23 protein-coding genes and 1 pseudogene are annotated in these 26,216 nt (G+C 70.9%); 6 read left to right on the forward strand and 18 right to left on the reverse strand.

All coding sequences use genetic code 11. From position 1 onward, the window contains the following. Positions 1–273: 273 nt before the first annotated feature. Both ACIHCL_RS13300 and ACIHCL_RS13305 read left to right on the forward strand, forming a co-directional pair. Positions 274–1,077, forward strand: coding sequence for an IclR family transcriptional regulator (locus tag ACIHCL_RS13300; protein ID WP_399860780.1), 804 nt, complete (start codon positions 274–276; stop codon positions 1,075–1,077). Positions 1,078–1,407: 330 nt separating this feature from the next. Then, the gene (locus ACIHCL_RS13305; protein WP_399860783.1) at positions 1,408–2,349 is read left to right on the forward strand and encodes an AraC family transcriptional regulator; all 942 of its coding nucleotides are present in this window, start codon (positions 1,408–1,410) and stop codon (positions 2,347–2,349) included. A gap of 143 nt (positions 2,350–2,492) precedes the next feature. Here the strand turns inward: ACIHCL_RS13305 and ACIHCL_RS13310 are convergent, their stop codons facing one another. The 4 genes from ACIHCL_RS13310 to ACIHCL_RS13325 all read right to left on the reverse strand — a co-directional run bounded on the left by ACIHCL_RS13310 (position 2,493) and on the right by ACIHCL_RS13325 (position 6,287). Continuing rightward, positions 2,493–3,968 carry an aldehyde dehydrogenase family protein gene (locus ACIHCL_RS13310; RefSeq protein WP_399860785.1) on the reverse strand — a complete coding sequence of 492 codons (1,476 nt, stop codon included), beginning with the start codon at positions 3,966–3,968 and terminating at the stop codon, positions 2,493–2,495. An 82-nt stretch (positions 3,969–4,050) separates the two neighbouring features. Continuing rightward, the gene (locus ACIHCL_RS13315) at positions 4,051–4,614 is read right to left on the reverse strand and encodes an NADPH-dependent FMN reductase (protein WP_399860788.1); all 564 of its coding nucleotides are present in this window, start codon (positions 4,612–4,614) and stop codon (positions 4,051–4,053) included. After that, the gene (locus ACIHCL_RS13320) at positions 4,611–5,117 is read right to left on the reverse strand and encodes a flavin reductase family protein (RefSeq protein ID WP_399860791.1); all 507 of its coding nucleotides are present in this window, start codon (positions 5,115–5,117) and stop codon (positions 4,611–4,613) included. Before ACIHCL_RS13320 ends, ACIHCL_RS13315 begins: the two co-directional genes overlap by 4 nt. A gap of 27 nt (positions 5,118–5,144) precedes the next feature. After that, positions 5,145–6,287, reverse strand: coding sequence for an LLM class flavin-dependent oxidoreductase (locus ACIHCL_RS13325; protein ID WP_399860794.1), 1,143 nt, complete (start codon positions 6,285–6,287; stop codon positions 5,145–5,147). Between the two features lie 245 nt (positions 6,288–6,532). On the opposite strand from ACIHCL_RS13325, the pseudogene ACIHCL_RS13330 reads away from it, so the two are divergent. After that, positions 6,533–6,757, forward strand: a pseudogene (locus ACIHCL_RS13330) (transposase family protein); the annotation flags it as partial. Positions 6,758–7,205: 448 nt separating this feature from the next. Here ACIHCL_RS13330 and ACIHCL_RS13335 read toward each other — a convergent pair. Beyond that, complete coding sequence (locus tag ACIHCL_RS13335; protein WP_399860796.1) at positions 7,206–7,586, reverse strand: hypothetical protein; 381 nt, start codon at positions 7,584–7,586, stop codon at positions 7,206–7,208. Between the two features lie 118 nt (positions 7,587–7,704). Here ACIHCL_RS13335 and ACIHCL_RS13340 point away from each other — a divergent pair, with 118 nt between their 5' ends. Further along, positions 7,705–9,807: a prolyl oligopeptidase family serine peptidase gene (locus ACIHCL_RS13340; RefSeq protein ID WP_399860799.1), complete on the forward strand. Its 2,103-nt coding sequence runs from the start codon at positions 7,705–7,707 to the stop codon at positions 9,805–9,807. 63 nt (positions 9,808–9,870) lie between these two features. On the opposite strand, the gene ACIHCL_RS13345 is transcribed toward ACIHCL_RS13340, so the two are convergent. The 13 genes from ACIHCL_RS13345 to ACIHCL_RS13405 all read right to left on the reverse strand — a co-directional run bounded on the left by ACIHCL_RS13345 (position 9,871) and on the right by ACIHCL_RS13405 (position 23,837). Continuing rightward, the gene (locus tag ACIHCL_RS13345; protein WP_399860802.1) at positions 9,871–10,887 is read right to left on the reverse strand and encodes an ABC transporter ATP-binding protein; all 1,017 of its coding nucleotides are present in this window, start codon (positions 10,885–10,887) and stop codon (positions 9,871–9,873) included. Continuing rightward, positions 10,884–11,888, reverse strand: coding sequence for an ABC transporter ATP-binding protein (locus tag ACIHCL_RS13350; RefSeq protein ID WP_399860805.1), 1,005 nt, complete (start codon positions 11,886–11,888; stop codon positions 10,884–10,886). Before ACIHCL_RS13350 ends, ACIHCL_RS13345 begins: the two co-directional genes overlap by 4 nt. Next, positions 11,888–12,874 (reverse strand): ABC transporter permease, encoded by a 987-nt coding sequence (locus ACIHCL_RS13355; RefSeq protein WP_399860807.1) that lies wholly within the window; start codon positions 12,872–12,874, stop codon positions 11,888–11,890. The genes ACIHCL_RS13350 and ACIHCL_RS13355 overlap by 1 nt, the downstream gene beginning before the upstream one ends. Continuing rightward, positions 12,871–13,821 (reverse strand): ABC transporter permease, encoded by a 951-nt coding sequence (locus ACIHCL_RS13360; RefSeq protein ID WP_399860810.1) that lies wholly within the window; start codon positions 13,819–13,821, stop codon positions 12,871–12,873. Before ACIHCL_RS13360 ends, ACIHCL_RS13355 begins: the two co-directional genes overlap by 4 nt. A 9-nt stretch (positions 13,822–13,830) precedes the next feature. Then, on the reverse strand, positions 13,831–15,579 hold the full coding sequence (locus ACIHCL_RS13365) for an ABC transporter substrate-binding protein (RefSeq protein WP_399860813.1): 1,749 nt from the start codon (positions 15,577–15,579) through the stop codon (positions 13,831–13,833). Between the two features lie 617 nt (positions 15,580–16,196). Beyond that, entirely contained in the window at positions 16,197–16,907 is a 711-nt protein-coding gene (locus ACIHCL_RS13370; RefSeq protein ID WP_399860816.1) for a GntR family transcriptional regulator, read from the reverse strand. Positions 16,908–16,963: 56 nt separating this feature from the next. Further along, on the reverse strand, positions 16,964–17,914 hold the full coding sequence (locus ACIHCL_RS13375; protein WP_399860819.1) for an ornithine cyclodeaminase family protein: 951 nt from the start codon (positions 17,912–17,914) through the stop codon (positions 16,964–16,966). Beyond that, positions 17,911–18,924: a proline racemase family protein gene (locus tag ACIHCL_RS13380; RefSeq protein WP_399860821.1), complete on the reverse strand. Its 1,014-nt coding sequence runs from the start codon at positions 18,922–18,924 to the stop codon at positions 17,911–17,913. Before ACIHCL_RS13380 ends, ACIHCL_RS13375 begins: the two co-directional genes overlap by 4 nt. After that, on the reverse strand, positions 18,921–19,925 hold the full coding sequence (locus ACIHCL_RS13385) for a proline racemase family protein (RefSeq protein ID WP_399860822.1): 1,005 nt from the start codon (positions 19,923–19,925) through the stop codon (positions 18,921–18,923). The genes ACIHCL_RS13380 and ACIHCL_RS13385 overlap by 4 nt, the downstream gene beginning before the upstream one ends. A gap of 39 nt (positions 19,926–19,964) precedes the next feature. Continuing rightward, positions 19,965–20,891: a dihydrodipicolinate synthase family protein gene (locus ACIHCL_RS13390; RefSeq protein ID WP_399860825.1), complete on the reverse strand. Its 927-nt coding sequence runs from the start codon at positions 20,889–20,891 to the stop codon at positions 19,965–19,967. Positions 20,892–20,963: 72 nt separating this feature from the next. Further along, positions 20,964–22,382: an NAD(P)/FAD-dependent oxidoreductase gene (locus ACIHCL_RS13395; protein ID WP_399860828.1), complete on the reverse strand. Its 1,419-nt coding sequence runs from the start codon at positions 22,380–22,382 to the stop codon at positions 20,964–20,966. Next, positions 22,363–22,677 (reverse strand): (2Fe-2S)-binding protein, encoded by a 315-nt coding sequence (locus ACIHCL_RS13400; protein WP_399860829.1) that lies wholly within the window; start codon positions 22,675–22,677, stop codon positions 22,363–22,365. The genes ACIHCL_RS13395 and ACIHCL_RS13400 overlap by 20 nt, the downstream gene beginning before the upstream one ends. Further along, positions 22,674–23,837, reverse strand: coding sequence for an NAD(P)/FAD-dependent oxidoreductase (locus tag ACIHCL_RS13405; protein WP_399860832.1), 1,164 nt, complete (start codon positions 23,835–23,837; stop codon positions 22,674–22,676). Before ACIHCL_RS13405 ends, ACIHCL_RS13400 begins: the two co-directional genes overlap by 4 nt. A gap of 377 nt (positions 23,838–24,214) precedes the next feature. Here ACIHCL_RS13405 and ACIHCL_RS13410 point away from each other — a divergent pair, with 377 nt between their 5' ends. Together ACIHCL_RS13410 and ACIHCL_RS13415 are read left to right on the forward strand one after the other, a co-directional pair. Further along, complete coding sequence (locus tag ACIHCL_RS13410; protein ID WP_399860833.1) at positions 24,215–25,594, forward strand: aminopeptidase P family protein; 1,380 nt, start codon at positions 24,215–24,217, stop codon at positions 25,592–25,594. Between the two features lie 123 nt (positions 25,595–25,717). Further along, the gene (locus tag ACIHCL_RS13415; protein WP_399860836.1) at positions 25,718–26,092 is read left to right on the forward strand and encodes a hypothetical protein; all 375 of its coding nucleotides are present in this window, start codon (positions 25,718–25,720) and stop codon (positions 26,090–26,092) included. Positions 26,093–26,216 lie beyond the last annotated feature (124 nt).

Genomic DNA, 26,216 nt, shown 5'->3' on the forward strand with positions numbered 1-26,216 from the left:
TTTCGGCCTCGAAGTCCTTGTAGAGACGGGTGAGCTCCGGACTGTCGCCCTCCGTCATCCGGTTGACGACCGATCCGTGACCGATCGGGGCTGGCTCTGGGCCGTCATCGCGACTCCTCCTCTTCAGGTGCGCTCGCGCGGCGCGTGTGAGCCGCGTTTTCGCGTCGGGCGCCCGCGCGGCATCGGTTGGTGGACTGGGGGGCTCCTGTCCTGACATAGGAGGGCGATAGGCATACCTTTACGTATGACGCAAAGATTCCTTACCATGATTCTGTGCAGCAGAATGAGAACTCATATCGCGTCGAAGCGGTGGACCGTGCGCTGATCCTGCTGACGCTGCTGGCCGAGCGAGGCCGACTGAGCGTGACCGAGGCGGGGCGGGAGCTGGGTGTGGCGCCGTCCACGGCGCACCGACTGCTGGCCACGCTGTGTCACCGGGACTTCGCCGTGCGCGGCGACGACAGGGTGTACCGGCCGGGCCCCCAGTCGTTCCCGGCGGGGAGGCGTGCCGTGCCGCCGCTGCCCGACCGGATGCGTCCGTACCTGGAGAGCCTCTACGGGGAAGTGAACGAGACGGTCCACCTCATGGTGCGCACCGGCACCGAGGTGCTGTTCCTCGACGGGATCGAGGGAGTCCGGTCGTTGCGTGTGGGGTTGCGCATCGGTGTGCGCATGCCCGCGTACTGCACCTCCGGCGGCAAGGCCATGCTCGCCGACCTGGATCCAGCTGTCGTCGACGCGCTGCACTCGGGCGGACTGCCACCCTCGCCCGGCGAGAGGATCCGCGACCTGGTTGCGTTGCGCCGCGCACTCGAAACCGTCCGCCGTGACGGCTTCGGCTTCAACCAGGACGAGAGTGAGCCCGGGGTGACCGCCATCGGCGCCTCGGTCGGCCTCGTCGACGGGCATCACGTCGCCCTCGCCGTCGCTCTCCCCTCGGTCCGGGCCGGTTCGGGCGGGGTGGGGGCGTTGTCCGCGGGACTGCTGCGGACCTGCCGGAACGCTCGCCGGGAAGTCGGCTCGACCGACCGCACTCGACGCAACGGCCATCAGCCGACCAAAGCCGATCATGACTGACCGGATGGTTCATAGCGGGGCGAGGCTGCCGTAGCCGGCATCGTGCGTCCGCCAGGAGTCACGGGACAGCCCCTTGTACGGGCCGGACCGACAGAAGGGATAGATTCGTGCGATTAGAGCGTTGTAACCCATAGCGGCCGCCGGTACGAGGGCCGAGATGGCCTGAGGAGTCGCCCCCATTGCACCGGGCGAGCGAACACGCGCACAGGAGTCACCACAACGAGTCCGCATGCCGGATGCTGATCGTCTGCCCGGGGAGTTTCGATGGCCGTATCGTTCTCAAGATCTTCCGAACCGCTCCAGCAGCACGGTCGGCTCCGTACGTGCGACGTGGACGTCGCCCAGCAGGTCGTGGCCGAGGTGTACGAGCCGCACACGCTGACCCCGGTCGACCGGAGGGGCCTCGACGCCCGCCTCAACGCAGTCCAGCTCGGTGGCGTGACCCTCGGATACCTCACCTACGGCACCGAGGCGCACATCGCCCTTCCTGCGAGCGAGCACTGGTACCACATCAACATCACGCTCGCCGGCAGCAGCCTCGTCACTCGGGAGAACGGCGAACGGGGAACCACCCGGGGCATGGCCCACGCGGCGATGCTGCTACCTCACCGTGCCCAGACGATCGCCTGGGCGGCGGACGCCGCCCAGTTCGCACTCAAGATCCCGCGGGCCGACCTGGAAGGTCACCTCGCCACCCTGACTCGCACGCAGATCGCGGGCCCGATCGACTTCGACCTCGTGATCGATCTGGACTCGCGGGCGGGGAAGGGGCTGCTGCGCTGCATCGAATTCGTCAGGACGGAATGGGACGAGGAGGGAATCCTCGCGCGGAACACGGACTCCCGCCGACAGCTCGAATCCATGCTCCTGACGAACCTCCTGGTGGCTGCCGCGGGACCGCACCAGGAACTGCTTGAGCGGAGCGACGAGACCCTCAGACCGAGCACCCTGAAAAGCGCCCTCGACTACATCCACGACCACGCCGGGGACCTCCCCACATCGGCCGACCTGGCCGCGGCGACCGGGGTGAGTGTCCGGACCCTGCAACTGCACTTCCTCAACAACCTCGGCTGCACTCCGTCGCAGTATCTGCGCGACATCAGGCTGCGCGGGGTCCGTGATGAGCTGCTGTACCCGCGCTCGGCCGGGACGACGGTCACCGACGTCGCCTCCGCGTACGGCTTCCACAACCTGGGACGGTTCTCCTCGCTCTACAAGTCGGTGTACGCGGAATCCCCGTCGGAGACACTGCGCAGGAGCAGGAGTTCCTGAGCCGCAGGGGCCGACCGGTATGTTTCGCGCGCGGACGGCCGGCGCCCCCGGAATGACGCCCGGCGCTCTTCCGGCGCCACGGTGCGAGCGGATCCGCTCCAGGGGCGGAACCGCTCGCACCATCGGCCCGTCACCGGGCTGGTTCACACCACCTGGACGATGTGCTTGTACTCCTGGAACTCCATCAGCGCCCGGTTGCCGTTCAGCCGGCCGAGACCGCTCTGCTTGGAACCGCCCTCCTCGAACTGGTCGAGCACGACGGCCCAGCCGTTCGTCCATACCGTGCCCGCGTCCAGCGCGTCGGCGAGGCGCAATCCGCGTGCTCCGTCGGCGGTCCAGACCGATGCCGCGAGGCCGTACTGCGTGGCATTGGCCTTGCACACCGCCTCCTCCTCCGAGGTGAAGGTCTCGAACGTGGCGACCGGGCCGAAGAGTTCCTTCTGGACGAGGGGCGAGTCGGTGTCCTGCACACCCAGCAGCGCCGGACGGTAGTAGGCCCCGTCGGCGAGCCTCTCGTCATCGGGACGACCACCGGGCACGATAACCTCGGCGTCGCCGCGCGATTCCTCGATCAGCGCCTCCAGCTTGTCCCGGCTCGCGATGTCGATCAGCGGGCCCATCTGCGAGTCCGGGGCGTCGCCCGGTCCGACCTTGACCCGGCTCAGGGCCTCCGCGAGCCTCGTCCGCACCTCATCGGCCACCGAGGACTGCACGAGCACCCGGCTGCCGGTCATGCAGAACTGGCCGCTGAACGTGGTGATCCCGGCGGTGATCGTCGCCACGGCCGCGTCGAGGTCTGCGTCCTCGAAGACGATCATGGGGGTCTTGCCGCCCAGTTCCAGGGAGAGCCGCTTCAGTGTCGGTCCGGCATCCGTCATGATCTGCCGGCCCACGCCGGTGCTGCCCGTGTAGCTCAGGGCGGCCACATCGGGAGATGTGACCAGCAGCTTCGCGCCCACGCTTCCGGATTCGTTGAACACATTGAGCACACCGGCGGGAAGCGAGGGGCAGTCCGCGAGAATTTCGGTGAGCCGGGTGTTGACCAGGGCCGTCTGTGCGGCCATCTTCATCACCACCGTGCAGCCGGCCGCGAGTGCCGGGGCGAAGGACCGCACCGACAGCACCACCGGGGAGTTCCACGGAACGATGACGCCCGCCACCCCCACCGGCTCCGCCAGGAGAATGGAGTAGACACCCGGGCGCACCCGGCCGCCGCTCCCGGAATCGGTGAGGGCCTGCGCGGCGTAGTAGCGCAGCTTCGACGGCGTCAGGCTCAGCTCGAAGTGCGCCTCAGGAAGGATCTTGCCGTTCTCCAGCGCGAGCAGGTGCGCGAGTTCATCGGTCGCGGCCTCGACGCGGTCGGCCATCTCGTTGAGAACCTGGGCACGCAACGGGCGGTCGGTCCGCCACTGGTGGGTCGCGAAGGTGTCCTTGGCGACCCTGATGGCGTCCCGTACCTGCGCCTCCTCCACCTCGTAGTAGGTACCGAGCGTCCGCCCGTCCGCCGGCGAGACCGAGTCGCCCGTCGTAGCCGAGGCGACCCACTCTCCGCCGATGTAGTGCCGGGCCGGGCCTACCTCCTGGCCGAGGGACTTACTCTCTGCGACGTTACTGGTCACGTCGTTCCTTCCTTCTCATGTCGTCATTGGCTGAGGGCGATGTCCGGGTGGTGCGGCGAACCGGTGCCGCACCCCGGCCACCTCAGCCGGCGGTCTTCCTCGCGTATCGGACCGTCAGTGGGTCGGGACCGAACCGTCGGCCGTTCAGGGACTCCGATAGCGTCACCACCTGATCGGCGAATTCACCCAGAGCTGCGAGCACTTCGGCGTCCACCTCGTCCGTACGGAACGTCGAGTCCACGAAGAAGGCACTGTTGGGCGCGGTGAGCGCGCCGAACCAGCTGAGAATGTCGCGAAGGTGACGCTCGGCCGACAGAAAGTGCTGCGGTGCCGCCGCGACGGTGAGAATGCCGACCGGCTTCGACCGCAGCGCCTCGTTCGGCAGCATGTCGATCAGGAGTTTGAGGGTTCCCGTGAGCGATCCGCGATAGACCGGTGAGGCCAGCACGACGGCGTCGGCCTCACCGATCAGTCCCACCGCGTCGTCGTCCCAGTCGGCCACCACCGGGCTGCCAGGGTCCCGGGGCCCGATCCGCTCCACGCTCCAACCGGGGTGGCGGTCGCGGACGCCCTTCTCCATCAGCCCGAGAGCCCGCGCCATCTTCCCCGGCGGCGTGGGACTTCCGTAGACGGTTACGAGTCTCATCCGGTCACCGCTTCTCTCATGCCGGATTCGAAGTACCTGCCTCGATAGAACAGCAGCGGATCGTGTGCCCTACCGGCTTCCAGCCCGGTGACCGCGGCCACCACGACGTTGTGGTCACCGGCGTCGATCTCGTCGACCACGGAACACTCCACCCACGCCAGGGCGCCGCTGATGAGAGGAATTCCGGCCGGGGACGGCCGCCATTCGATGCCGGCGAACCTGTCGACACCCGAACGCGCGAAGCGGTCGCCGATCGCCTGCTGGTCTGCCGCCAGCACGCTGACTGCGAACAGTCCCGAACGCCTGATCCCCGGCCAGGTGGCCGACTCCTTCCGCACACACACCAGTACCAGGGGCGGGTCCAGAGAGAGCGCGGAGAACGATTGGCAGGTGAATCCGGCCGGATCTCCGCGATCGATCGACGTCACCACGGTGACCCCGGTGCAGAAATGGCCGAGGACGGTCTTGTAGTCCTGCACGTTCGTGCTGAATGAATTCTTCATTCCAAACCTCCCTGGCTCCCCGTCCCCTCAGCTCCGCAGGCCCGCTTCCTTCATCAGAGGAAGAACACGCTCACCGAAGTACTGGAGTTCCTCCACGTAGTCGAGGAATCCGATCATCATGCCGTCGACGCCCGCCTGCGAAAGGCCGGCCAACTGCTCGACGATCTGCTCCGGCGTACCGATCAGCGGATATCCGCCGTAGCCGAGGATGAACCGCTCCTGGAGAGCCTTGATCCTGTCGAACGAACCGCTCTCGCTCCCGAGCCCGCCCGAGACCATCTTGGCCACTTCCCAGTCACCCTTTTCGAGGATGTGGTCGAGCAGCGCCTTCGTCTCCTTCTCGGTGTCACGACAGATGATGTTGCCGTAGCCGAGAATTCCCAGGTCCCGCTTGTGCGAGTGTGCGATGGAACGCACCCTGGCTGCGGTGTCCTTCGCCTCGTCCGGGTCGGCGAAGGCGATGAAGTTGAAGTCGCATTCGCGTGCGCAGAACTCCAGACCGTCCGGCGAGTTACCGGCGTTCACCAGCACCGGGTAGGGCTGCTGAATCGGCTTGGGGTCGGAGAAGGCATCCTTGATGTCGAAGAACTCACCCTGGAAGTTGACGCCTTCGCCCTCGGTCCACATGCGCTTGGCGATGGTGATCCACTCAGAGCCGTAGCGGTAGCGTGCGTCGTGGTCACGCTGCGTTCCGCCGAACATCTCCATTTCGGCCTTGTACCAGCCCATGGTCATGTTGAGGCCGAAGCGCCCGTTGGAGATGTGGTCGACCGTGACCGACTCCTTCGCCGCGACGATGGGGTTCTTGGTCGGTACATGGGTGGTCGAGAACACCATGATGTTCTCGGTTGCCTGGGCCAGGCCGGCTGCCCAGGTGTGGGTTTCGAAGTTCGAGCCGTTGAAATTGGTCTCGCCGCCCATGCCCCGGTACCTGGCAACCGGGAGCATTGCCTCGAAACCGAGCCTGTCTGCGATCTGGGCGATCTTCTGAGTGTGCTGCCAGGAGAGCTCGTAGGACGACTCGGCGTGTGTCGCCATCAGCCCGTGACTGCAATTCGAGCCGAAGATTCCCAGCTTCATCTTGTTGTCGTTGAACATGGGGACGCCGCTGGCACTGCGTGCCTCGACGAGTTCGTCGTAGGAAATCCCGGGGGAGGTTCTGATGCTCATGTCTTCTCCTGCTTGCGTGGCCGCAACACCGTCTGGCGGCAAAGTCCGAAACACGTGATGACAAAGTAGGCAGACACGCGCGCAAGGGCTATCCACAATACGAAGGGGCGGAGGCCGACAAACGAAACACTGAGCCGTTTCCAACCTGATGGCGGCACCGTCGAGGCGGGCTGCTGTACAACGTGAAGAAGCTCCTGGTAGCCGGGTTCACGACCAAGATCACCCGTATCCGCCAGGAGCTTCGCGTGCTCGTCCACCCGTCATCGATCGATCAGTCCAGCCGGACCCTGCGCTACCTGACAGGACAACTTCGCGCCCGGCAACGCGAAATCGGGACACGTCGGCGACGGCTGCCGGTGGGCCGGCAGGCCGTGCTCGCCCTGGCCCACTTGAGATGCGGCGGCACCTACGCCCAGCTCGCGGCCGGATTCCGCATCGGTGTCGCGACGGTTCACCGCTACATACGCGAGCCGACCCGCTCAAGGAAGCGCTGCTGCCTCGGGACTTGGAAGACATACACCGCACCCAGCCTCCACCAGAACACCCCCCGCGTCTGCGGGGGTTGCTCTACGAGGTCCGCTTCATCGGCATGACGCACTCGCCGCGCCTGCAAGGGTTGCTCCACCAGTGTTCGAGAGCATCACCGTCTCCGGAAGTCGTACCCGCACCCGCGCGGGTTGCTCTGACGGCGCGCGCCGCTCGGCCGTCGGGAGGTGTCATCAGCCCGCTCCCGAAGCCTGATTCACCAGGGCACCACGCGCGCCAAGGTCCGGACCATACGCGGGCCAACACCGCTTCTCCGGCCTCTACATCCGCCGTTTCCGCTGATCAACGGGGTGTCAAGTCTGTACCACCAGCAGTCGAAGAATCTACTGGTGTCGCACTCGCCGAAGAAGCTGGGCTTTTTCTAGCGCCGCATCAGGCAACGTTTGCCTGATGCGGCACTAGACGCAGGAAATGGGCGCCTGACCAGGGCAGATGCCCGCGCCGCATGGAATCTTCGATCAGGGTGTTGGCGTGGTTCCGCTCTTCAGCCAGGGACTTGGCGTAGTAGCGGAAGACGTCCTGGATGCTCTGTCCAGCCCGCCGCGCACACTCTGCGGGGTCGACGCCGGAGGCCAACCAGAACGAGATGCCGGCGTGGCGCAGGTCGCATGGACGCTTCACCAGGTCAAGAGCGTGCTCGTCAAGCGTGGGAACAGCCTCGCGCGCTCGCCCCCAGGTGATGCCGTACGCCGAGGTGTCGATGGGGCTCCCCGCTGCGTTGCGAAACAGGCGTCCGTCGAGTGCAACACCCAAGCTTCGTAAGTGTTCGCGCAGCATACGAACGAGCACTGGAGGTATCAGCACCGGGCGTGTTGCCTTGGCCGCCCGAACGGTCTAGATAATGTGCTATTTCACATGTGACACTATGATCATGGATGTCTTCCTCAAGCTCTCCGCAAGCACCGCCAGATTTACCCACGGCGCCCCTCGCGCCTTCTCCTTCGGGGACGACGGCCGCCTCCTCTGGTTCCTGCGCTCCACCGGTCCCACGGACCCCGTCGACAGCCTCTGGGTCCTCGACACCGTCACCGGCGCCGAGACCCTGCTCGCCGACCCCCGCGCCCTGTGGACCGGGCCCGGCGACCTCCCCGGCCCCCTCCCCCTCGCCGAACGCAGGCTGCGCGAGCGGACCCGGCTCGTCGCCGCCGGCATCGGGGGCTACGCCCTCTCCGGTGACGGCCGGCACGCCGTCTTCGCCCTCTATGGACGGCTCTACCGAGTCCAGGCCGATGTCTCCACCGCCTCCGCCCGCGGCCCCGAGGAGATACCCGCCGCCGGTCCGGCCGTAGACCCCCGCCCCAACGCCGACGGCTCTCGCACCGCGTACGTCAGCGGCGAGGCCCTCCACGTCACCCCCGGCGGCCGGGTCAGCCCCGACGACGGAGCCCGCTGGGGGCTCGCCGAATTCGCCGCCGCCGAGGAGCTGGGCCGCTCCCGCGGCCACTGGTGGTCCCCCGACGGGGTCACCCTGCTCGCCGCCCGCGTCGACGAATCCGCCCTCCCCCGACGCTGGTTCGCCGACCCGGCGCGTCCGGAGCTCCCGGGCGAGGACTTCGCGTACCCCGAGGCGGGCGGCCCCAATGCCCGCGTCGAACTGTGGGTACTGGGCCCGGACGGCGCGCGGACGCGGCTGGAGTGGGACGCCGGGACATACCCGTACGTCTCCGACGCCGGGTGGGAGGCGGCGGACGAGATCCTGCTGACCGTCCAGGACCGGCTCCAGCGGACCGTGCTCCTGCTCTCCGCCGACCCGGCGACCGGCAGGACCCGGGAGCTGTCGCGGACCACGCACCCGCACTGGGTGGACCCGCTCCTGCCCGGCACCCCGGCCCGCCTCCCCGACGGACGGATGCTGACCGCGGCCGACACCCCCGGCGGAGCCGCCCGCGCCCTCGCGGTGGACGGGGTCCTGCTCACCGGCGACAGCATCCAGGTGCGTGCCATGGCCGGCGTCCACGAGGGGCGACTGCTGATCGAGGCCGGGCAGCGCGACCCCGCCGAACAGCAGGTGCTGCTCCTCGACCCCGCCACCGGCGCCCTCACCCCGCTCGCCGACGGGCCCGGGGTGCACAGCGTCCGGGCCGGCTCCGGGAACCTGCTGCTGACCACCGCCGACGCCGACGGGATCCGGCACACCGTACGCACCGCCGACGGCCGGGAGCTGCGCCCCGCAGACCTGTCGCAGCCGCTGCCGTACCGGGTCGAGCCCGTCCTGGAGCGGGTCACCGAGCACGCCGTCCCCACCGCCCTGGTCCTGCCCCGCGACCACGTCCCCGGCACGCGGCTACCCGTCCTCATGGACAGCTACGGCGGCCCCGGCATGCAGGACGTCTGCGCCGAGCCGCGCCGCTGGCAGCACCGCCAGTGGTGGGCCGACCAGGGCTTCGCGGTGGTGACCGTGGACAACCGCGGGACCGCGTACGTCTCCCCCGCCCACACCCACGCCATGTACCGGGGCTTCTCCGAGGTCACCCTGGAGGACCAGGTCGCCGCGCTGCACGCGCTGGCCGCCCGCCACCCCGACCTCGACCTCGGCCGGGTCGGCATCCGCGGCTGGTCGTACGGCGGCTACCTGTCGGCGATGGCGGTGCTGCGCCGCCCCGACGTCTTCCACGCCGCGGCGGCCGGGGCCGCGCCGACCGACTTCCGGTACTACGACACGGCGTACACCGAGCGGTACCTGGGCCTGCCCCAGGAGAACCCGGAGGTGTACGAACGGGACTCCCTCATTCCCGACGCCGCCGCGCTGACGCGGCCGCTGCTGCTGGTCACCGGCCTGGCCGACGACAACGTGCACCCCTCGCACACCCTGCGGCTCTCGCAGGCACTGACCGACGCGGGCCGCCCGCACCAACTGCTCGCCCTGCCCGGTGTCACCCACATGACCCCGGGCGGGACCCGGGAGAAGGTGATGGCGCTGGAGCTGGAGTTCTTCCGCCGCGAACTCGGGCTGCAGAGCCCGGGACCGCAGTAGCGGCGGCAGGGCCCCGGGGACGCCTCTTCGTCCCCGGGGCCCTGCCTCTTCCCGTGATCCCCGTCAGTCACCCGGGAAGTGACACGCCACCTCGCGCGAGGCGGCAAGCTGCAGCAACGGCCGCTCGGTGCGGCATACCTCCTGCGCCTTGGGGCAGCGCGGGTGGAAGGTGCAGCCCGGGGGCGGGGCGGCCGGGCTCGGCGGGTCGCCGAGCAGCACGATCCGCTCCCTGCGTCGTTCCGCCGCCGGGTCGGGCAGCGGTACGGCGGACAACAGCGCCCGTGTGTAGGGGTGCTGGGGGTTCTCGTAGAGGGACTTCTTGTCTCCGATCTCGACGATCCGGCCGAGGTACATGACGGCGACGCGGTCGCTGACCCGCTTGACCACCGAGAGGTCGTGCGCGATGAACACGTAGGCGAGGCCGAGTTCCGCGCGGAGCCGTTCCATCAGGTTCACGATCTGGGCCTGGACGGAGACGTCGAGGGCGGAGACCGGCTCGTCGGCCACGATCAGCCGGGGGCCGGTGGCCAGGGACCGGGCGATACCGATGCGCTGGGCCTGACCGCCGGAGAACTCATGCGGGTAGCGGTCGATGTGCTCGGGGATCAGGCCGACCAGCTCCATCAGCTCGACCGCGCGCCGGCGGGCGTCGGCAGCGCTCCGGCCCTGTACCAGCAGCGGGTCGGCAATGATCCGGGCCACGGTCTGGCGGGGGTTGAGGGAGGAGTGCGGGTCCTGGAAGACCATCTGGATGTCGCGGCGCAGCGGCCGCAGGGCCCGCTGCGAGAGCCGGCCGATCTCCCGGCCGTCGAAGGCGATCCGGCCCGAGGTGGGCTCCAGGAGCCGTACGAGCATGCGGCCGGTGGTGGACTTCCCGCAGCCGGACTCCCCGACGAGGCCGAGGGTCTGCCCGGCCGCCAGGTCGAAGGAGACCCCGTCGACGGCGCGCACGGGCGCCCCCCGGCGCCCGGTCGCGGTCCGTCTCCCGGGGAAGGTCATGGTGAGGTCCCGTACGGACAGCAGGGGTTTGGCGGCCGGGGTGTCCGTCCCGGTGACGACGGTGGTGGCGGTGGTGGTCATCGGGCGGCCTCCTCGGCGGCCTGGGAGCCGGCGTGGTGGCAGGCCACCGTCCGCGCCGGCCCGTTCGTGTCCCCGTGGGCCAGGAGCTCGGGGCGTACGTCGGCGCAGGGACCGGCGGCGCGCGGACAGCGGGGTGCGAACGCGCAGCCGGGGGCCGGGGTGAGCAGGGAGGGCGGGGAGCCGGGAATGGAAGGCAGCGGCACGTCGTCGGCGGTGTCGAGGCGGGGCAGCGAGTCGAGCAGCCCCCGGGTGTAGGGGTGGGCTGGGTCGGCGAACAGGGCCTCGGCCGGGGCCTGTTCGGCGGCCCGGCCGCCGTACATGACCAGCACCTCGTGGGCGACGCGGGCGACGACGCCCAGGTCGTGGGTGATCATGACGACGCCGAGGCCGCGCTCCTGCTGGAGGCGGGCGATCAGTTCCAGGATCTGGGCCTGCACGGTGACGTCGAGGGCGGTGGTGGGTTCGTCGGCGATGAGGAGTTCGGGTTCGCAGGCCAGGGCCATGGCGATCATCGCGCGCTGGCGCATGCCGCCGGAGAACTGGTGCGGGTACTCCCCGGCCCGGCGGGCGGGTTCGGGGATGCCGACCTCGCCGAGCATGTCGACCGCCCTCTTGCGGGCGGCGGCCCGGCGGGCCTTGAAGTGCACCCGGTAGTGCTCGGCGATCTGCTCGCCGACCGTGTAGTAGGGGTGCAGGCTGGACAGTGGGTCCTGGAAGATCATGGCCATGGTGCGGCCGCGGACCCGGGAGAGCTCCCGTTCGGACAGGCCCGTCAGCTCCCGGCCGGACAGCCTTACGGAGCCTGCGACTTCGGCCCCGGCCCGGTGCAGGCCCATGACGGCGAGGGAGGTGACCGACTTGCCGGAGCCGGACTCTCCGACGATGCCGAGGGTGCGGCCGGCCTCGACGGTGAAGCCGAGCGAGTCGACGGCCCGTACGGTGCCGCGCGGAGTGGTGAAGGTGACGCGCAGGTCGCGCACCTCCAGGAGTGGAGCGCCCATCAGTACCTCACCCTCGGGTCGACGACGGCGTACAGGAGGTCGACGACGAGATTGGCGACGACGATGAAGAAGGCGGCGAGCAGGGTGACGCCGAGAACGACGGGCTGGTCGGAGCTGACCAGCGCCCCGTAGAAGAGCCGGCCGATGCCGGGGAGCCCGAAGATGGACTCGGTGATGACGGCTCCGGCCAACAGCCCGCCGAGGTCCATGCCGAAGATGGTGAGGATCGGCGTCATTCCGGAGCGCAGCCCGTGTTTGACGACGACCGTGCGCTCGGGCATGCCCTTGGCGCGGGCGGTGCGGATGTACGGCTCGGCCATCGCCTCGATCATGGAGCCGCGGCTCTGGCGGGCGTACATGGCGGCGTAGAGCAGGGCGAGGGCGATCCAGGGCAGCAGCAGGTTGGCCGCCCAGGCGAGCGGGTCGTCGGAGAATGCCTGGTAGGTGGGGTAGGGCAGGAGTCCGGCGACGCGGATGACCCCGTAGATGAGCAGGACGGAGGTGAAGTAGACGGGCAGGGAGGCCGCGGCGACGGCGCCGACCATCAGGGCCTTGTCGGTGACGGTGTCCTTGCGCAGGGCGGCGGTGACGCCGGCGCCGAGGCCGAGGAGCAGCCAGAGGGCGGCGGCGCCGAGGGCGAGGGAGGCGGAGACGGGGAGCCGGTCCATGAGCAGGTCCCACACGGGCAGGGAGTTCTCGTACGAATAGCCCAGGCAGGGGAAGTCGCAGGCGACGGCGTACTGGCCGGTGCCGAGGGTGCGGCCGGTGAAGATGCCCGTGAGGAAATCGGCGAACTGCCGCCACAGGGGCTGGTCGAGGCCCAGGTAGGCGCGTACGTCGGCGAGGCGCTCGGCGCTGCAGGTCTTGCCGCAGGCGGCCGCGGCCGGGTCGGCGGGCAGGACGTAGAAGATGAGGAAGGTGACGGCGGCGATGGCCAGGAGCACGCCGGCGAGGGCGAGCAGGCGGCGGGCGAGGTAGAGGATCACGTGCGGCCGCCCCTCGGGTCGAGGATGTCGCGCAGGGCGTCGCCGAGCAGGGTGAAGGCGAGCACGGCGAGGAAGAGGAAGACGCTCGGGATGACGAAGTACATGGGGTCGGTCTCGTAGAAGGCGACGGACTCGGCGATCATCTGGCCCCAGGAGGGGGTGGGCGGGCGCACGCCCACGCCGAGGTAGCTGAGGGCGGCCTCGGTGCTGATCATCCCGGGGATGAGCAGGGTGGTGTAGGCGATGACGGGGCCCGAGACGCCGGGGAGGATGTCGCGCGTCAGGATCCGCCAGGAGCCGGCGCCGCCGACTCGGGCGGCGTCCACGTACTCGCGGTGTTTGAGGGAGAGGGTCTGGCCGCGGACGACGCGGGCGACGCCGGGCCAGCCGAAGACGCCGATCACGGCGGTCATGAGGACGATGCGGTTGACGTCCTTGGCGACGGACAGCATCGCGATCATGAAGATGAGGGACGGGAAGGACATGGTCAGGTCCATCAGCCGGGACAGGACGGCGTCGACGCGGCCGCCGAAGTAGCCGGCGGCGATCCCGGCGGCGGTTCCGGCGACGACCACGATGGCGGTGGCGGCGAAGGCGATGAGGAGGGAGACCTGGGCGCCGTGGACCACGCGGGCGAACAGGTCGCGGCCGGTGACGGGTTCGACGCCGAGCCAGTGCTCGGGGCTGATCCCGCCGAAGGAGCCGAGGGGCTGTCCGCCGAGGTAGGGGTCGACGGCGGACTTGTCGAACTCCTCGGGGGACCAGCCGCCGAGCGCGCCCAGCCAGGGGGCGGTGACGGCCATCAGGACGAAGAGGAGGACGACGCCGAGACTGACAAGGACGGCGGGGCGGCGGCGGAGCTCCCGCCGGGCGAGCTGCCAGGGGCTGCTGCCCGGCGGGGCCTCCTTCACCTCGCGGGCCGCCGGGGCGGATGCGGTGGCGGTCATCGCGGCCCGTCAGCCCTGGCTCTTGGACGGGTCTTTGAGGCCGACGGTGGCGTAGTCGATGGTGCCGGTCCAGACGGGGTGGCCGTAGGCACCCGCGATGTTGGCGCCGACGAGCAGCGGCTTGCGCTTCAGCAGAAGCGGGACGGACGGGGACTTCTTCATGATCTCGGCGTCGAGGTCGATCCAGGCCCGGTTGGCCTGCCGGGCGTCGGCCATGGCGTTGATCTCGTCGATCCGCTTCATGGTCGCCTCGTCGCGGAACTGGGCGTTGTTGCCCTGGTTGCCCTTCTCCTTGATGGTGCGTCCGTCAAAGACGAAGGGGATCCAGGTGGAGCCGGAGGGGTAGTCGGGGCACCAGCCGGAGAGCGTCATGTCGGGGGTCGTGGAGAGGTCGCCGATGACGTCGTAGTAGGCGCCCGGGTCGATGGTGTCGACGACGACCTCGACGCCGGCGCGTGCCAGGCCCTGCTGGATGGCTTCGGCCTTGCCCTTGTCACCGGTGGAGACGGCGAGGGAGACCTTGAGGGTCTCCTTGCCGGCGGCCTTGAGCAGTTCCTTGGCCTTGGCCGGGTCGCCGGAGGGGGCGATCTGCAGAGTGTCGGCCTGCTTGCCGTCGGAGAGGGCCGGGGGCAGGTAGGCGGTGGCCACCTCGTTGAAGGCCGGTCCGCCGCCCGCGATGACCACGGCCTCCTTGTCGACGGCGTACTGCATGGCCTCGCGGACCTTGGGGTCGTCGAAGGGGGCGCGGGAGTTGTTGAGGTGGAGCATCTCGGTGCACCCCTGGGATTCGGCGAGCAGGCGCGCCTTGACATCGGGCTTGGGCAGCACCTTGGGGGCGCTCTCGGGTCGCATGTCGGCGTACTGGACGGTGGAGGCGTCGGCGCCCTCGCTGGCGATGATGCGGTCGTCGATCTGGCCGCCCTTGAGGCCCATGAGGACGACGAACTTGTCGGGGTAGGCCTTGCGCACGGTGTCGGTCCCCGGGTCCCAGTGCTCGTTGCGGACGAGCACGAGTTTCTTGTCGCGGTCGTACTTCTCGATCTTGTAGGGGCCCGAGGAGAAGGGGCGGGCGTCGTACTGGGTGCCCTTCTCCTGGGAGGCGGGCACGGGCGCGAAGGTCGGCAGGGTGGCGGTCGCGGAGAACTCGGCGACGGGCCGCTTGAGTTCGAAAACGATCGTGCGGTCGTCGGGGGTCTTGACCGAGTCGAGGTGCTGCCCCTTGAGGGGGCCCTTGTAGCCCTTGGTTCCGGCCAGGTACTGGGCGGCGTAGTCGGGGCCGCCGGTGAGGTCGGGGGCGAAGGAACGCTCGACGTTGTACTTGATGTCCTGGGCCTTGATCGGTGAGCCGTCCTCGTACTTCACGCCTTCCTTGAGGGTGAAGGTCCAGGTCCGGCCGCCGTCGGAGGGGGTGCCGAGGTCGGTGGCGAGGTCGGGGACGAGTTCGCTTCCGCCCTTGCCGGGTTCGGCCTTGAAGGTGACGAGCGTGCGGTACAGGAGGCGGGTGCCGAAGTCCATGGTCGGCATGACCCAGTTGCGGGCGGGGTCGAGGTGGGAGAAGTCCTGGTTGGACAGGACGGTGAGGGTCCCGCCCTTCACCGGGGTCCCGCCGAGGATCTTGCCGTCGTTGACGGCGGCGGGGTTGGCGCCCGCGGCGTCGTCGCCCGCAGACCCCTTCTTGGGGTCGGAGCAGCCCGAGGCGCCGAGTGTGAGTGTCGCCACCAGGGCGGTAGCGAGGGCCAGTTGCGTGCGCTTGGTCATTGGTCACTCCAGTGAAGGGGCACTCCAGGATGTGACCGGTAACATAGTAATGTGAAATTGCACTGCACAAGAGGTTCGCGCCGCCGTTATCCAGCCGTGTCCAAATCGGCTCGGATCAGAAGTGGTTGGCTGGACCCGGACAGCGGAACGCCCGCCGTCCCGGACGGCGCGTCGGCGCCGGTACCGTGAGGCGGGCGGTCCGCACCGGGCCCGCCGGTCCAGGGCGTTCGGGATCGGCTCGGTGTCGCCGCGCCGGAGCGCGACCTTGGCGCCGGCGGCCGGGCCGAGCGCCCCGTCCGCCGGCGCCGTGGAGCCCGCACAGCGCCCTTCAACGCCAAGCAGGGCCCTGATCACGGTCTTGACACCCCGTGCCGGTCTCGACGCCGAACCCACCGGGTACGCGTACCCGGTGGGTCGGGGCTGGACGAGCAGGTTGAACGCGCCCGCGACGGCGGCCCGGGCCGGCGTGGAGGCCTTCAGCAGGGCCCCGGCGGTCGGGGGACGGCACGAGCGCGGCGCCTCAGCTTCGAGAGCGCTGCCCGCGATTCAGCAAAAGTTGGCCGACAGGGAGCAGACACCAAGGTGTCCGCTCCCTGTCGACGTCGCCTACCGATCCGTCACATGCGCGCGCCAATGCCTCCGGCCGGCCGGCCGACCGGTTCGTCGCGGCCCCGGGCCCACAACGAGCGGACGTGGCCGAGGTGGCGCAGCATGCACGCCTCGGCCGCCTCGGCATCACCGGTGAGCATGACGTCGAGCAGCTCGACGTGCTCCTCCGCCGAGGAGACCAGCTTGCCGGCCTCGTCCAGGCCGGTCAGACCGTAGAGGCGGGAGCGCTTGCGCAGGTCGCCGACGGTCTCGACGAGGCGGTCGTTGCCCGAGAGGCCGAGCAGGGTGAGGTGGAAGCACCGGTCCGCCTCCAGGTAGCCGATCAGGTTGTGTTCGCGGGCACTGGTGACGATCTCCTCGGCGATGGGACGCAGGGCCTCCAGCTCATCCGCGGTGGCGGTCTTCGTGATCCGGCCGATCGTGGGGACCTCGATGATCGTGCGCAGTTCGGTGTACTGGTCGAGGTCGCGCTCGCTGACCTCAGTGATGCGGAACCCTTTGTTGCGGACCGGCTCGACCAGCCCCTCCCGCGCGAGGTCGAGCATGGCCTCGCGCACGGGGGTGGCCGAGACGCCGAGCTCGGCGGCGAGACCAGGCGCCGAGTAGACGCTGCCCGGGCGCAGTTCGCCCGCTATCAGAGCCGCACGGAGGGCGTGGCCGACCTTGTCGCGGAGTCGTTCCTGGGCCTTGATGAGACTGTGCTGCTTCAGGACACCCATTACTTCCTCCGAGAGCCTTCACCACTCGCCGATGTGCAGGATCTCAGCGTACAATGTCACGTTTCGCTGTTTGCCCCGGCGGCCCCGAACAGTGCGACCGCCATGGCAAGATCTTCCCAGGCCATGCCCACGCTCTTGAAGAACTGTGGACGACTTCGTGACCCGCCCGCCGGGATCCTCCCGTGCACGAGGTCGGCGAGGGTGCCCGTGATGTGGTCTGCTCCGATCGCCCCCTCCGCCTCCGGGATCAGCAGGTCCCCGGCCTCCCGCAGTGCCGCCGCCCGCGACTCCACGTACACCGCCGCCCGTCGCACGAGGGCGGTGTCCGTCTCCCGGGCGGACGGTTCGTGCGAGCCGACGGCGACGACCACCGCGTCCGGCCGCACCAGCCGCCCGTCGAAAAGCGGCTCCCGGGCGGTGGTGCAGCAGACGACCAGATCGGCGTCGGCCACCTCCCCCGCCCCGCCCGTCCGGGCACGCACGCCCAGGCCCTCGGCGTGCGTGACGAGCCTCCCCGCCCGCCCCGGGTCCCGGGCGACGACGACCACCTCCTCCAACGCGCACTCCGCGAGCACGGCTTCGAGGTGTCCGTACGCCTGCGGTCCGGAGCCGAAGAGCACCAGCCGCAACGGCCGCCCGGTCGGCGCCAGATGGCGCAGCGCGAGCGCCGAGACCGCAGGGGTGCGCAGGGTGGTGAGGACCTCCCCGTCGAGCAGGGCGAGCGGGCGCAGGGTGGGGCCGTCGAGCAGGAGGTAGCTCCCGGTGATCCGGGGCAGACCGCGGGCCGTGTTGCCGGGCACGACCCCGGCGATCTTCACCCCGGCATACGTCCCGGAGGCTGCCGGCATCAGCAGCAGTTCTCCGGCGGGGACGGGAAGCACGGTGCGCTGCGGGCAGGCCTCCGGGTCGAGCCCGCCGCGCAGGGCGTCGGCCAGGGCATCGGCCGCGGCGGCCGGGGTGAGCAGCCCGGCCAGCTCCTGCGGGCCGAGCTGCGGGATCCCGGTCACAGCAGGAACCCCGTGCCGAGGGCGTCGTACGGGTCGACGGTGAAGGCATGCTCGCCGGTGCGGTGGGCGGTGCCGGTGACCTCGCTGACCCCGCCGGGCAGGATCCGCCCGGTGAAGACGGTGCCGGTGACCGACTCGTGCAGCAGCTCCTCGCCGGGACCGAGCCGCCCGTCCTCGGCCAGCAGCGCGAGCCGCGCGGAGGTGCCGGAGCCGCAGGGCGAGCGGTCGACCTGCCCGTCGGCGAAGACGGTGACGTTCCGCTGGTGTGGCCCGAAGGGGGTGTCGGGAAGTTCCTCGTGGAGGATCACCCCGTAGACGCCGGAGAGCAGCGGCCCGTCCGGGTGCCGGGTGGCCGGGTGGGTGGCCAGCATGGACCGGATCTCCCGTCCGGCCCGCACCAGGTCGGGCAGGGCGGCGCGGGAGACCTCCAGGCCGAGGTCGCGGGCGGCGACGGAGGCGTAGCAGGCCCCGGCGTGCGCGATGTCCACCTCGGCGGCGCCGAACGTGGTGGCGACGGGCACCTTGCGGGCACTCACCCGGGCCGGGACGTTGTGGAAGGTGACCCCGGTGGTGCGGCCGGATTCGCGGTGAACGGTGGCGGTGACCCGTCCGGAGGGGACATCGATACGGACCTGAGCCTCCCCGTCGTCCGGGGCGGCGACCCGGCCGCTGTCCACCGCCCAGACCCCGAGGGCCATGGTGCCGTGTCCGCAGGCGGTGGAGTAGCCGTCCTTGTGCCAGAACAGCACCCCGAAGTGGGCGCCGTCGTCGTCCGGCGGGACCACGAACCCGCCGTACATCCCGGCGTGTCCGCGCGGTTCCTGCACCAGGAGCCGCCGCATGTCGTCCAGTGCGCCGCGGCGCGGGGCGGCCGCGGATCCGCCGGGTCCGATGGTGGTGGCGCAGCGCTCGGCGACCGTGTCGCCGGGGACGGGCGGGAGTGCCCCGGCGACGATCCGAAAGGGCTCTCCCGCAGCGTGGTAGTCCACGGCCCGGACAGTGGTGGTCATAGGAGGAATCCTCCCGGGAAGGGGTCGGTGGGGTCGAGGAAGTACTGGGCGGTACCGGTGATCCAGGCCCGGCCGGTGACGGTGGGGACGACCGCGGGGTGACCGCCGACCGTGGCCTCCCCGATCAGGCGGCCGGTGAACTCGGTACCGATGAAGGACTCGTTGACGAAGTCGGCGCCGAGGTCCAGCAGGCCGCGTGCGTGCAGTTGGGCCATGCGCGCGCTGGTGCCGGTCCCGCAGGGCGAGCGGTCGAACCATCCGGGGTGGATGGCCATGGCGTGCCGGGAGCGGCGGGCGTCGGAGCCGGGTGCGGCGAGGTAGACGTGCTTGACCCCGGCGATGGAGGGGTTCTCGGGATGGACGGGCCGGTCGGCGGAGGCGTTGACTGCGTCCATGACGGCGAGCCCGGCGGCCAGCAGGTCGTCCTTGCGGGCCCGGTCGAAGGGCAGCCCGAGGGCGTCGAGTTCGACGAAGGCGTAGAAGTTGCCGCCGTAGGCGAGGTCGTAGGTGACCGTGCCGAAGCCGGGGACCTCGGCCTTGAGGTCGAGCCCCGCGCAGTAGGAGGAGACGTTGGTCAGGGTGACGGCGGTGGCCGCCCCGTCCTCGACGCGGACGTCGACGGTCACGAGCCCGGCCGGGGTGTCGAGCCGGACGGTGGTGACGGGTTCGGTGACCGGCACCATGCCGGTCTCGACCAGGACCGTGGCGACCCCGATGGTGCCGTGCCCGCACATGGGGAGCAGGCCGGACACCTCGATGTAGAGGACCCCGAAGTCGGCGTCGGGGCGGGTGGGCGGCTGCAGGACGGCGCCGCTCATCGCGGAGTGGCCGCGCGGTTCGTACATGAGCAGCGTGCGGATGTGGTCCATGTGCTCCATGAAGTGGAGCCTCTTGTCGGCCATGGTGGCGCCGGGGATCACCCCGACTCCCCCGGTGATCACCCGGGTCGGCATGCCCTCGGTATGCGAGTCCACCGCGTGGTAGATGTGGCGGGTGCGCATTGCGTTCCCTTCCCTCCCCTTCGGGGTCCCCCGCGGGGGCTAGTTGAGGCCCTCGGCCAGGGCCTTCTCGGTCGCGGCGCGGATGGCGGCCTCGGTCTCCCCGGTGAGCGGGAAGCGCGGCGGCCGGGTGGCGCCGCCGGGCCGGCCGGCCAGGTCCATGGAGAGCTTGATGGCCTGCACGAACTCGGTCTTCGAGTCCCAGCGGAGCAGGGAGTGCAGGGACTTGTAGAGCGGCAGGGCGGTGGCGAGGTCTCCCGCGACGGCGGCCCGGTACAGGGTGGCGCAGGCGCTGGGGAGGGCGTTCGGGTAGCCGGCGATCCAGCCGACCGCGCCGGCGAGTGCGAATTCGAGCAGGGTGTCGTCGGTGCCGATGAGCAGGTCGAGGCCGGGGGCGCGTTCGGCGACCTCGTAGGCGCGGCGCACGTCGCCGTTGAACTCCTTGACGGCGACGATGGAGCCGTCGGCGTGGAGCCGGGCGAGCAGCGACGGGGCGAGGTCGACCTTGGTGTCGATGGGGTTGTTGTACGCGACGACGGGCAGCCCGGCCCGGGCGACTTCGGCGTAGTGGGCGCGGACGGCGTTCTCGTCGGCCCGGAAGGCGTTGGGAGGCAGGAGGAGGACGGAGCCGGCCCCGGCCTCGGCCGCCTGGTCGGCCCAGCGGCGGGACTCGGTGCTGCCGTAGGCGCCGACGCCGGGCATGACGCGGGCGCCGTCACCGGCGGCTTCGACAGCGGTGTGGACGACGCGTGCCCGCTCCTCGTCGGTGAGGGTCTGGTACTCGCCGAGGGAGCCGTTGGGGACCACACCGTCGCAGCCCTGGGCGATCAGCCAGGCCACGTGTTCGGCGTACGCGTCGTAGTCGACGCTGAGGTCCGCGCGCAGCGGGAGCGCGGTGGCGACCATGATTCCGTGCCAGGGGCGGGCGCGGGTATCGGCGGCGGGCGCGGGGATGTGTCCGTGGGTCATCAGAACTCCTTAAGTAGTGTGTGACATTTTACTAGGTGGTGCGAGACGGCCACAAGGGTCCGGCGGACCCGATCAGCCGTCGGTCGGGGGAAGTTCGGCCAGCCGGCGCAGCGGGACCGGGCAGGACAACGGTCGCCGGTCGGGCGCGGGCCGGGTTCCGGCGAGGGCGGCGACGGCGGGGCCGCACATCCGGCCCTGGCACCAGCCCATGCCGGCCCGGGTGAGGAGCTTGACCGTACGGGCGTCCCGCGCCGCGAGCTCTTCCACCGCTCGGCGGACCGGTCCGGCCTGAACCTCCTCGCACCGGCACACGACGGCGTCGTCCGGGAGCCAGCCGGTCCAGGCGGGGCCGGGCCGGTGGGTGGCCGACAGCGCGGCGGCGAAGGCACCCAGCCGCGAGCGGCGCCGGGCGAGCGCGGCGGGCACCGGCCGGCCGGCGACCGTGTGCGCGGCGATCTCCCCCTCGGCCAGGGCGAGCTGGACACCGCCGATGCCACCGGTCTCCCCGGCGGCCCAGATGCCGGGGACGGACGTGCGCTGCCCGGCGTCCAGCTCCAGGGCGACGGTGCCGTCGGGGTCGCGGCGGGTGGCGCAGCCGAGGCCGGTGGCGAGCTCCAGTTGCGGTACGAGGCCGTGGCCCACGGCGAGGGCGTCGCAGGGGATCCGGCGGGAGGTGCCGGGCAGCGGGCGCCAGTCGCGGTCGAGCCGGGTCACGGTGACGGCCTCCACCCGGTCGGTGCCGTGGGCCTCGGTGACGGCGTGCCGGGTGAGGAGGCGGATGCCGTGGCGCAGCAGGGCGCCGCCGAACAGGGCGCCCTCGGCCAGCTTGCCGGGGTTGCGCAGCAGGGCGGGGGCCCGGCCGGCGTAGCTGCTGTAGGCCGACGCCTCGACCACGGCCGGGACGGTGGCCCCGGCGGCGGCGAGCGAGCCCGCCACGGCGAGCAGCAGCGGGCCGCTCCCTGCGACGACTACCCGGCGGCCCGGCAGCACCAGGCCGCCCTTGAGCATGGCTTGGGCGCCGCCTGCGCCGATCACTCCGGGCAGGGTCCAGCCGGGAAAGGGGAGTTGGCGTTCGTGGGCGCCGGTGGCGATCAGGACGGCGCGGGCGGTGACGGTCGCGGCGGCCTCCTCGGGGCCGTTCCCGGCAACGGCGTGCAGCAGCCAGCGGCCGTGGCCGGCGCCGCCCGGAACCACCGTCCAGACGTGGTGGCCCGGGAGGTACGTGATGCGGCCGGCCGACACGTGGGCACGCAGGGCGGCTTCGCGGGAGGCGAAGGCGGCCCAGCCGTGGTGCAGCGCCTCGGGCCGGGTGGCGCCCAGGCCCGGCGCGGGCCGCCGGTAGTACTGCCCGCCGGGCTGCTCCCCGGCGTCGAGGAGGGTGACGCGCAGCCCGTGCCGGGCGGCGGTGACGGCGGCGGCGAGCCCGGCGGGCCCGGCCCCGACGACGGCGAGGTCGGCGGGCGGCTCCGCTTCAGACGGCCAGGTCGTCATGGCCCGTTCCTTCCTGGGTGGTGACGGCGTCGCCCGGGCGGGCCGGGACCAGGCAGGCCCGCTGGTTGGGGCGCCCGTTGACGGTGACGAGACAGTCGTAGCAGCTGCCGATGCCGCAGAACGCGCCGCGCGGGGCGCCGCCCTCGCGGGTGGTACGCCAGGCGAGGATCCCGGCGGCCCACAGCACGGCGGCGATGCTCTGCCCCTCCTGCGCGGGCAGTTCGCGGCCGTCGAAGAAGATCCGGTGGACCGCGTATGGGGCGCCGCCGACCAGGGAGCGGGGTGTCGGAGTCATCGGCCGTTCTCCTTCGGGGGCTCGGCGGGGAACCGGTCCGGCCGGAACGGGCCGGGCGGGAGTGGGGGTTCGGCTCCGGTCAGGGCGGCGGCGATCAGGGCCCCGGTGGCGGGGGCCAGGCCGATGCCGGCGCCCTCGTGCCCGCAGGCGTGCAGCAGGCCGGGGCGGCGCGGGTCGGGGCCGATGGCCGGGAGATGGTCGGGGAGGTAGGGGCGAAAGCCGTGGTAGGTCCGCATCACGCGGACGTCGGCGAGCACCGGGAAGAGGGCTGCGGCCTGGGTGGCCAGTCGGCGCAGCGCCTCGGTGGACAGGGAGCGGTCGAACCCGACGCGCTCGCGGGTAGCGCCGATCAGGACCGGGCCGGAGGGGGTGCCCTCGACGACCGCCGAGGATTGGAGCGCGGCGGAGCCGCTGGCCACGTCCGCAATGTAGTCGGCGGCGTAGACCTTGTGCCGTACCACCCGGGGCAACGGCTCGGTCACCAGGACGAAGCCGCGCCGCGGCAGCACGGGCAGGCTCGTCCCGGCGAGTTCGGCGACGGCGCCCGCCCAGGTGCCGGCGGCGTTGACCACGGCGGGGGCGAGCAGGCGGCGACGCGGGGTGCGGACCCCGCACACCGCCTCACCGGAGCGTTCGAACCCGGTCACCTCCTCCCCCGGGTACATGGTGGCGCCCGACGCGGCCAGCAGCCGGGCCGCCGCCTGCGCGGGCTGGACCTGGGCATCCTGCGGGTAGTGGAAGGCGCCCGCCAGGCCGGGGGCCAGGTGCGGTTCCAGCTCGGGCAGGTCGACCAGCCCCACCTCGGCGACTTCGACGCCGGCCTTGCGCTGTCCTTCGGCAAAGTGGCGCAGGGCGTCGAGCGAAGCCGGGTCGGGGGCGACGACGAGCCCGCCCTTGGCCTCGTACTCGACCTCCTGCGGGAGGAGGGCGGCGAGTTCGCGCCACAGCCCGGCCGAGTACAGAGCGAGGTCGAGCTCCGGGCCGGGCTCCTTGTCGGAGACGAGCAGGTTGCCCTCGCCGGCGCCGGTGGTGCCACCCGCGACCGGTCCGCGGTCGACCACGGCCACAGTGAGTCCGGCGCGGGCGGCGTAGAAAGCGCAGGACGCTCCGACGACGCCGGCGCCGATGATCACGGCGTCCAGGGAATGTGTAGTGAGCACGCCAGTAATATGTCACATTCTTTAGTGCTTGCCCAGAGCGGATCCACTCCCGCTCCGGGGCGGGTCCGCCAGGGCCGGAATCCGGTGCGGATCGGCTGCGAATCGGGCCTTCGCAGCTGTAACTCGACGTCCCGGCGGTGACGAGGAGGGTCATGGCGGCGGAGGAGGTGAGGAGCGATGAGCGCACGGCTCTGCGCTTGAACACCGACAACTCCTGGCCGGAGAGGGTGACGCGGGGGCGGCGCGGTAACTGGTCTGCGCCATGCGGCGCTTGACGGGGATTTACGCACCACGGCGCGAGCCGTAACATAACAATGTGAAATTGCACTGACCGATCGGGCGTGCCCACCAGTTCACGTCTTCTCGAAGGAGCCTCCGTGACCGATACCTCCTCCCGCCTCCACACCGGCAGCCACGACCTGCCGGTTTCACCGGAATTGTCAAAATTCATGGCGGGGAACTGGACCCCGTCCCCGCTGCCGGTCGCGGCGCGGGTTCCTGGCCACTCCCTCACCCCGGCCCGCCGGGCCCGGCTCTCGGCCCGCTTCCCGGGCGAGCGGCTGATCATTCCGGCCGGTGAACTGAAGGTCCGCTCCAACGACTGCGACCACCGCTTCCGCCCGCACAGCGCGTACGCGTGGCTGACCGGACTGACCGGCGAGAACCAAGCGGGCCACGTCCTGGTCATGGAGCCGTCGGGACCGCATGGACACGAGGCGGTCCTCTACCTGCGGCCGCGCTCGCCGCGGGCGGACGGGAACGAGGAGTTCTACCGGGACCGCCGCTACGGGGAGTTCTGGGTGGGCCGCCGCCCCGACCTGACGGAGGCCGAGCGCCTCACCGGCATCCGCTGCGCCCACCTGGACGCGCTCGGCTCACCGGTGGGCCGCGACGCCGCCACCGATGCCGAACTGGCCGCCGCCCTCTCCGAGTTGCGCCTGATCAAGGACGCGTGGGAGGTCGAGCAGCTGCAGTTGGCCGTCGACCACACGACCGCCGGTTTCGAGGACGTCGTACGGGCACTGCCGCGCGCCCTGGAGCACCCGCGCGGGGAGCGGTGGATCGAGGGGATCTTCGGTCTGCGTGCCCGGGCCGAGGGCAACGGCACCGGTTACGACACCATCGCCGCCTCCGGCGCGCACGCGTGCGTCCTGCACTGGATCCGCAACGACGGCCGTCTGAACGGGGAAGACCTGCTGCTCCTGGACGCGGGCGTGGAGACCGACACCCTGTACACGGCCGACATCACGCGCACCCTGCCGCTGTCGGGCCGCTTCTCCCCGGTACAGCGGCAGGTCTACGAACTGGTCCTCGCCGCTCAGGACGCGGGGATGGCGGCCCTGCGCCCCGGGGCGAGCTTCCGCGACTTCCATCGGGCCGGCATGCGGGTGATCGCGGAGGGCCTCGCGGAGTGGGGCGTCCTCAAGAACGCGGAGAGCGATCTGCACCGGCGGTACACGCTGTGCAGCAGCGGTCACATGCTTGGCCTGGACGTCCACGACTGCGCGAAGGCCCGGTCGGAGACCTACCTGGACGGCGTCCTGGAGGAGGGCCAGGTCCTCACGGTGGAGCCTGGCCTGTACCTCCAGCCGGACGACGAGACTCTCCCGGCCGAGCTGCGCGGGATCGGCGTGCGCATCGAGGACGACCTGGTCGTCACGGCGGACGGCGCCCGCCTGATGTCGGGCGCCCTGCCGCGCACGGTCGACGGCATCGAGGAGTGGATGGGGCGCCTGCTGGACTCCGCCGCGGGCTGATCCGGGACCGGGGTCAGGCCCGGGGGCCTCGTCCGGGAGCGTGGTCGGCCCGGACGAAGCTCTCGGGGATGAACCGCCCCGGCCCGCATAGTGGCTCGACTTCATGAGAGGAAGGATCGAGTCATGGCACGACCTTCCCGTTGCCCGCTTGAGTTCTGCCGTCGTGCGATGCACATGGTCGCCGAGGTACGCAACGACCACCCGAACGAGACGGCCGCCTTGCAGGCGGCTGCGGAGAGGCCCGACATCGGCTCCCGCGAAACACTGCGGACCTGGCTGAAACAGCACGAGATCGAGGCGGGGACGCGGCCGGGAGCGACGACTGAGGAGTCCGCCCAGCTCAAGGCGCTGAAGAAGGAGAGCACCGAGCTCAAACGGGCCAACGAGACACTCAAGGGCGCGGCGAGTTTCTTCGCGGCCGAGCTGTGCGCCACGAAGCGCGATGTTGATCGAAAGGCGGTGCAAGACCGCATGCGCTGGGCCGTCGCAGCGGCCTGATCGAAGCTTGGGGCAGCCTGATCCGGGGAACGCCGGTGAGGGTGGCAAGCGGCCCCGACGACGACGGGACGTGCTGGAACTACCGGACGGGGCGGGCCCGCCCAGCGAGGTCAGAAGGTACAAC

Origin of the sequence: Streptomyces sp. NPDC052042 (assembly GCF_044548345.1) — a bacterium.
GTDB lineage: Bacteria > Actinomycetota > Actinomycetes > Streptomycetales > Streptomycetaceae > Streptomyces.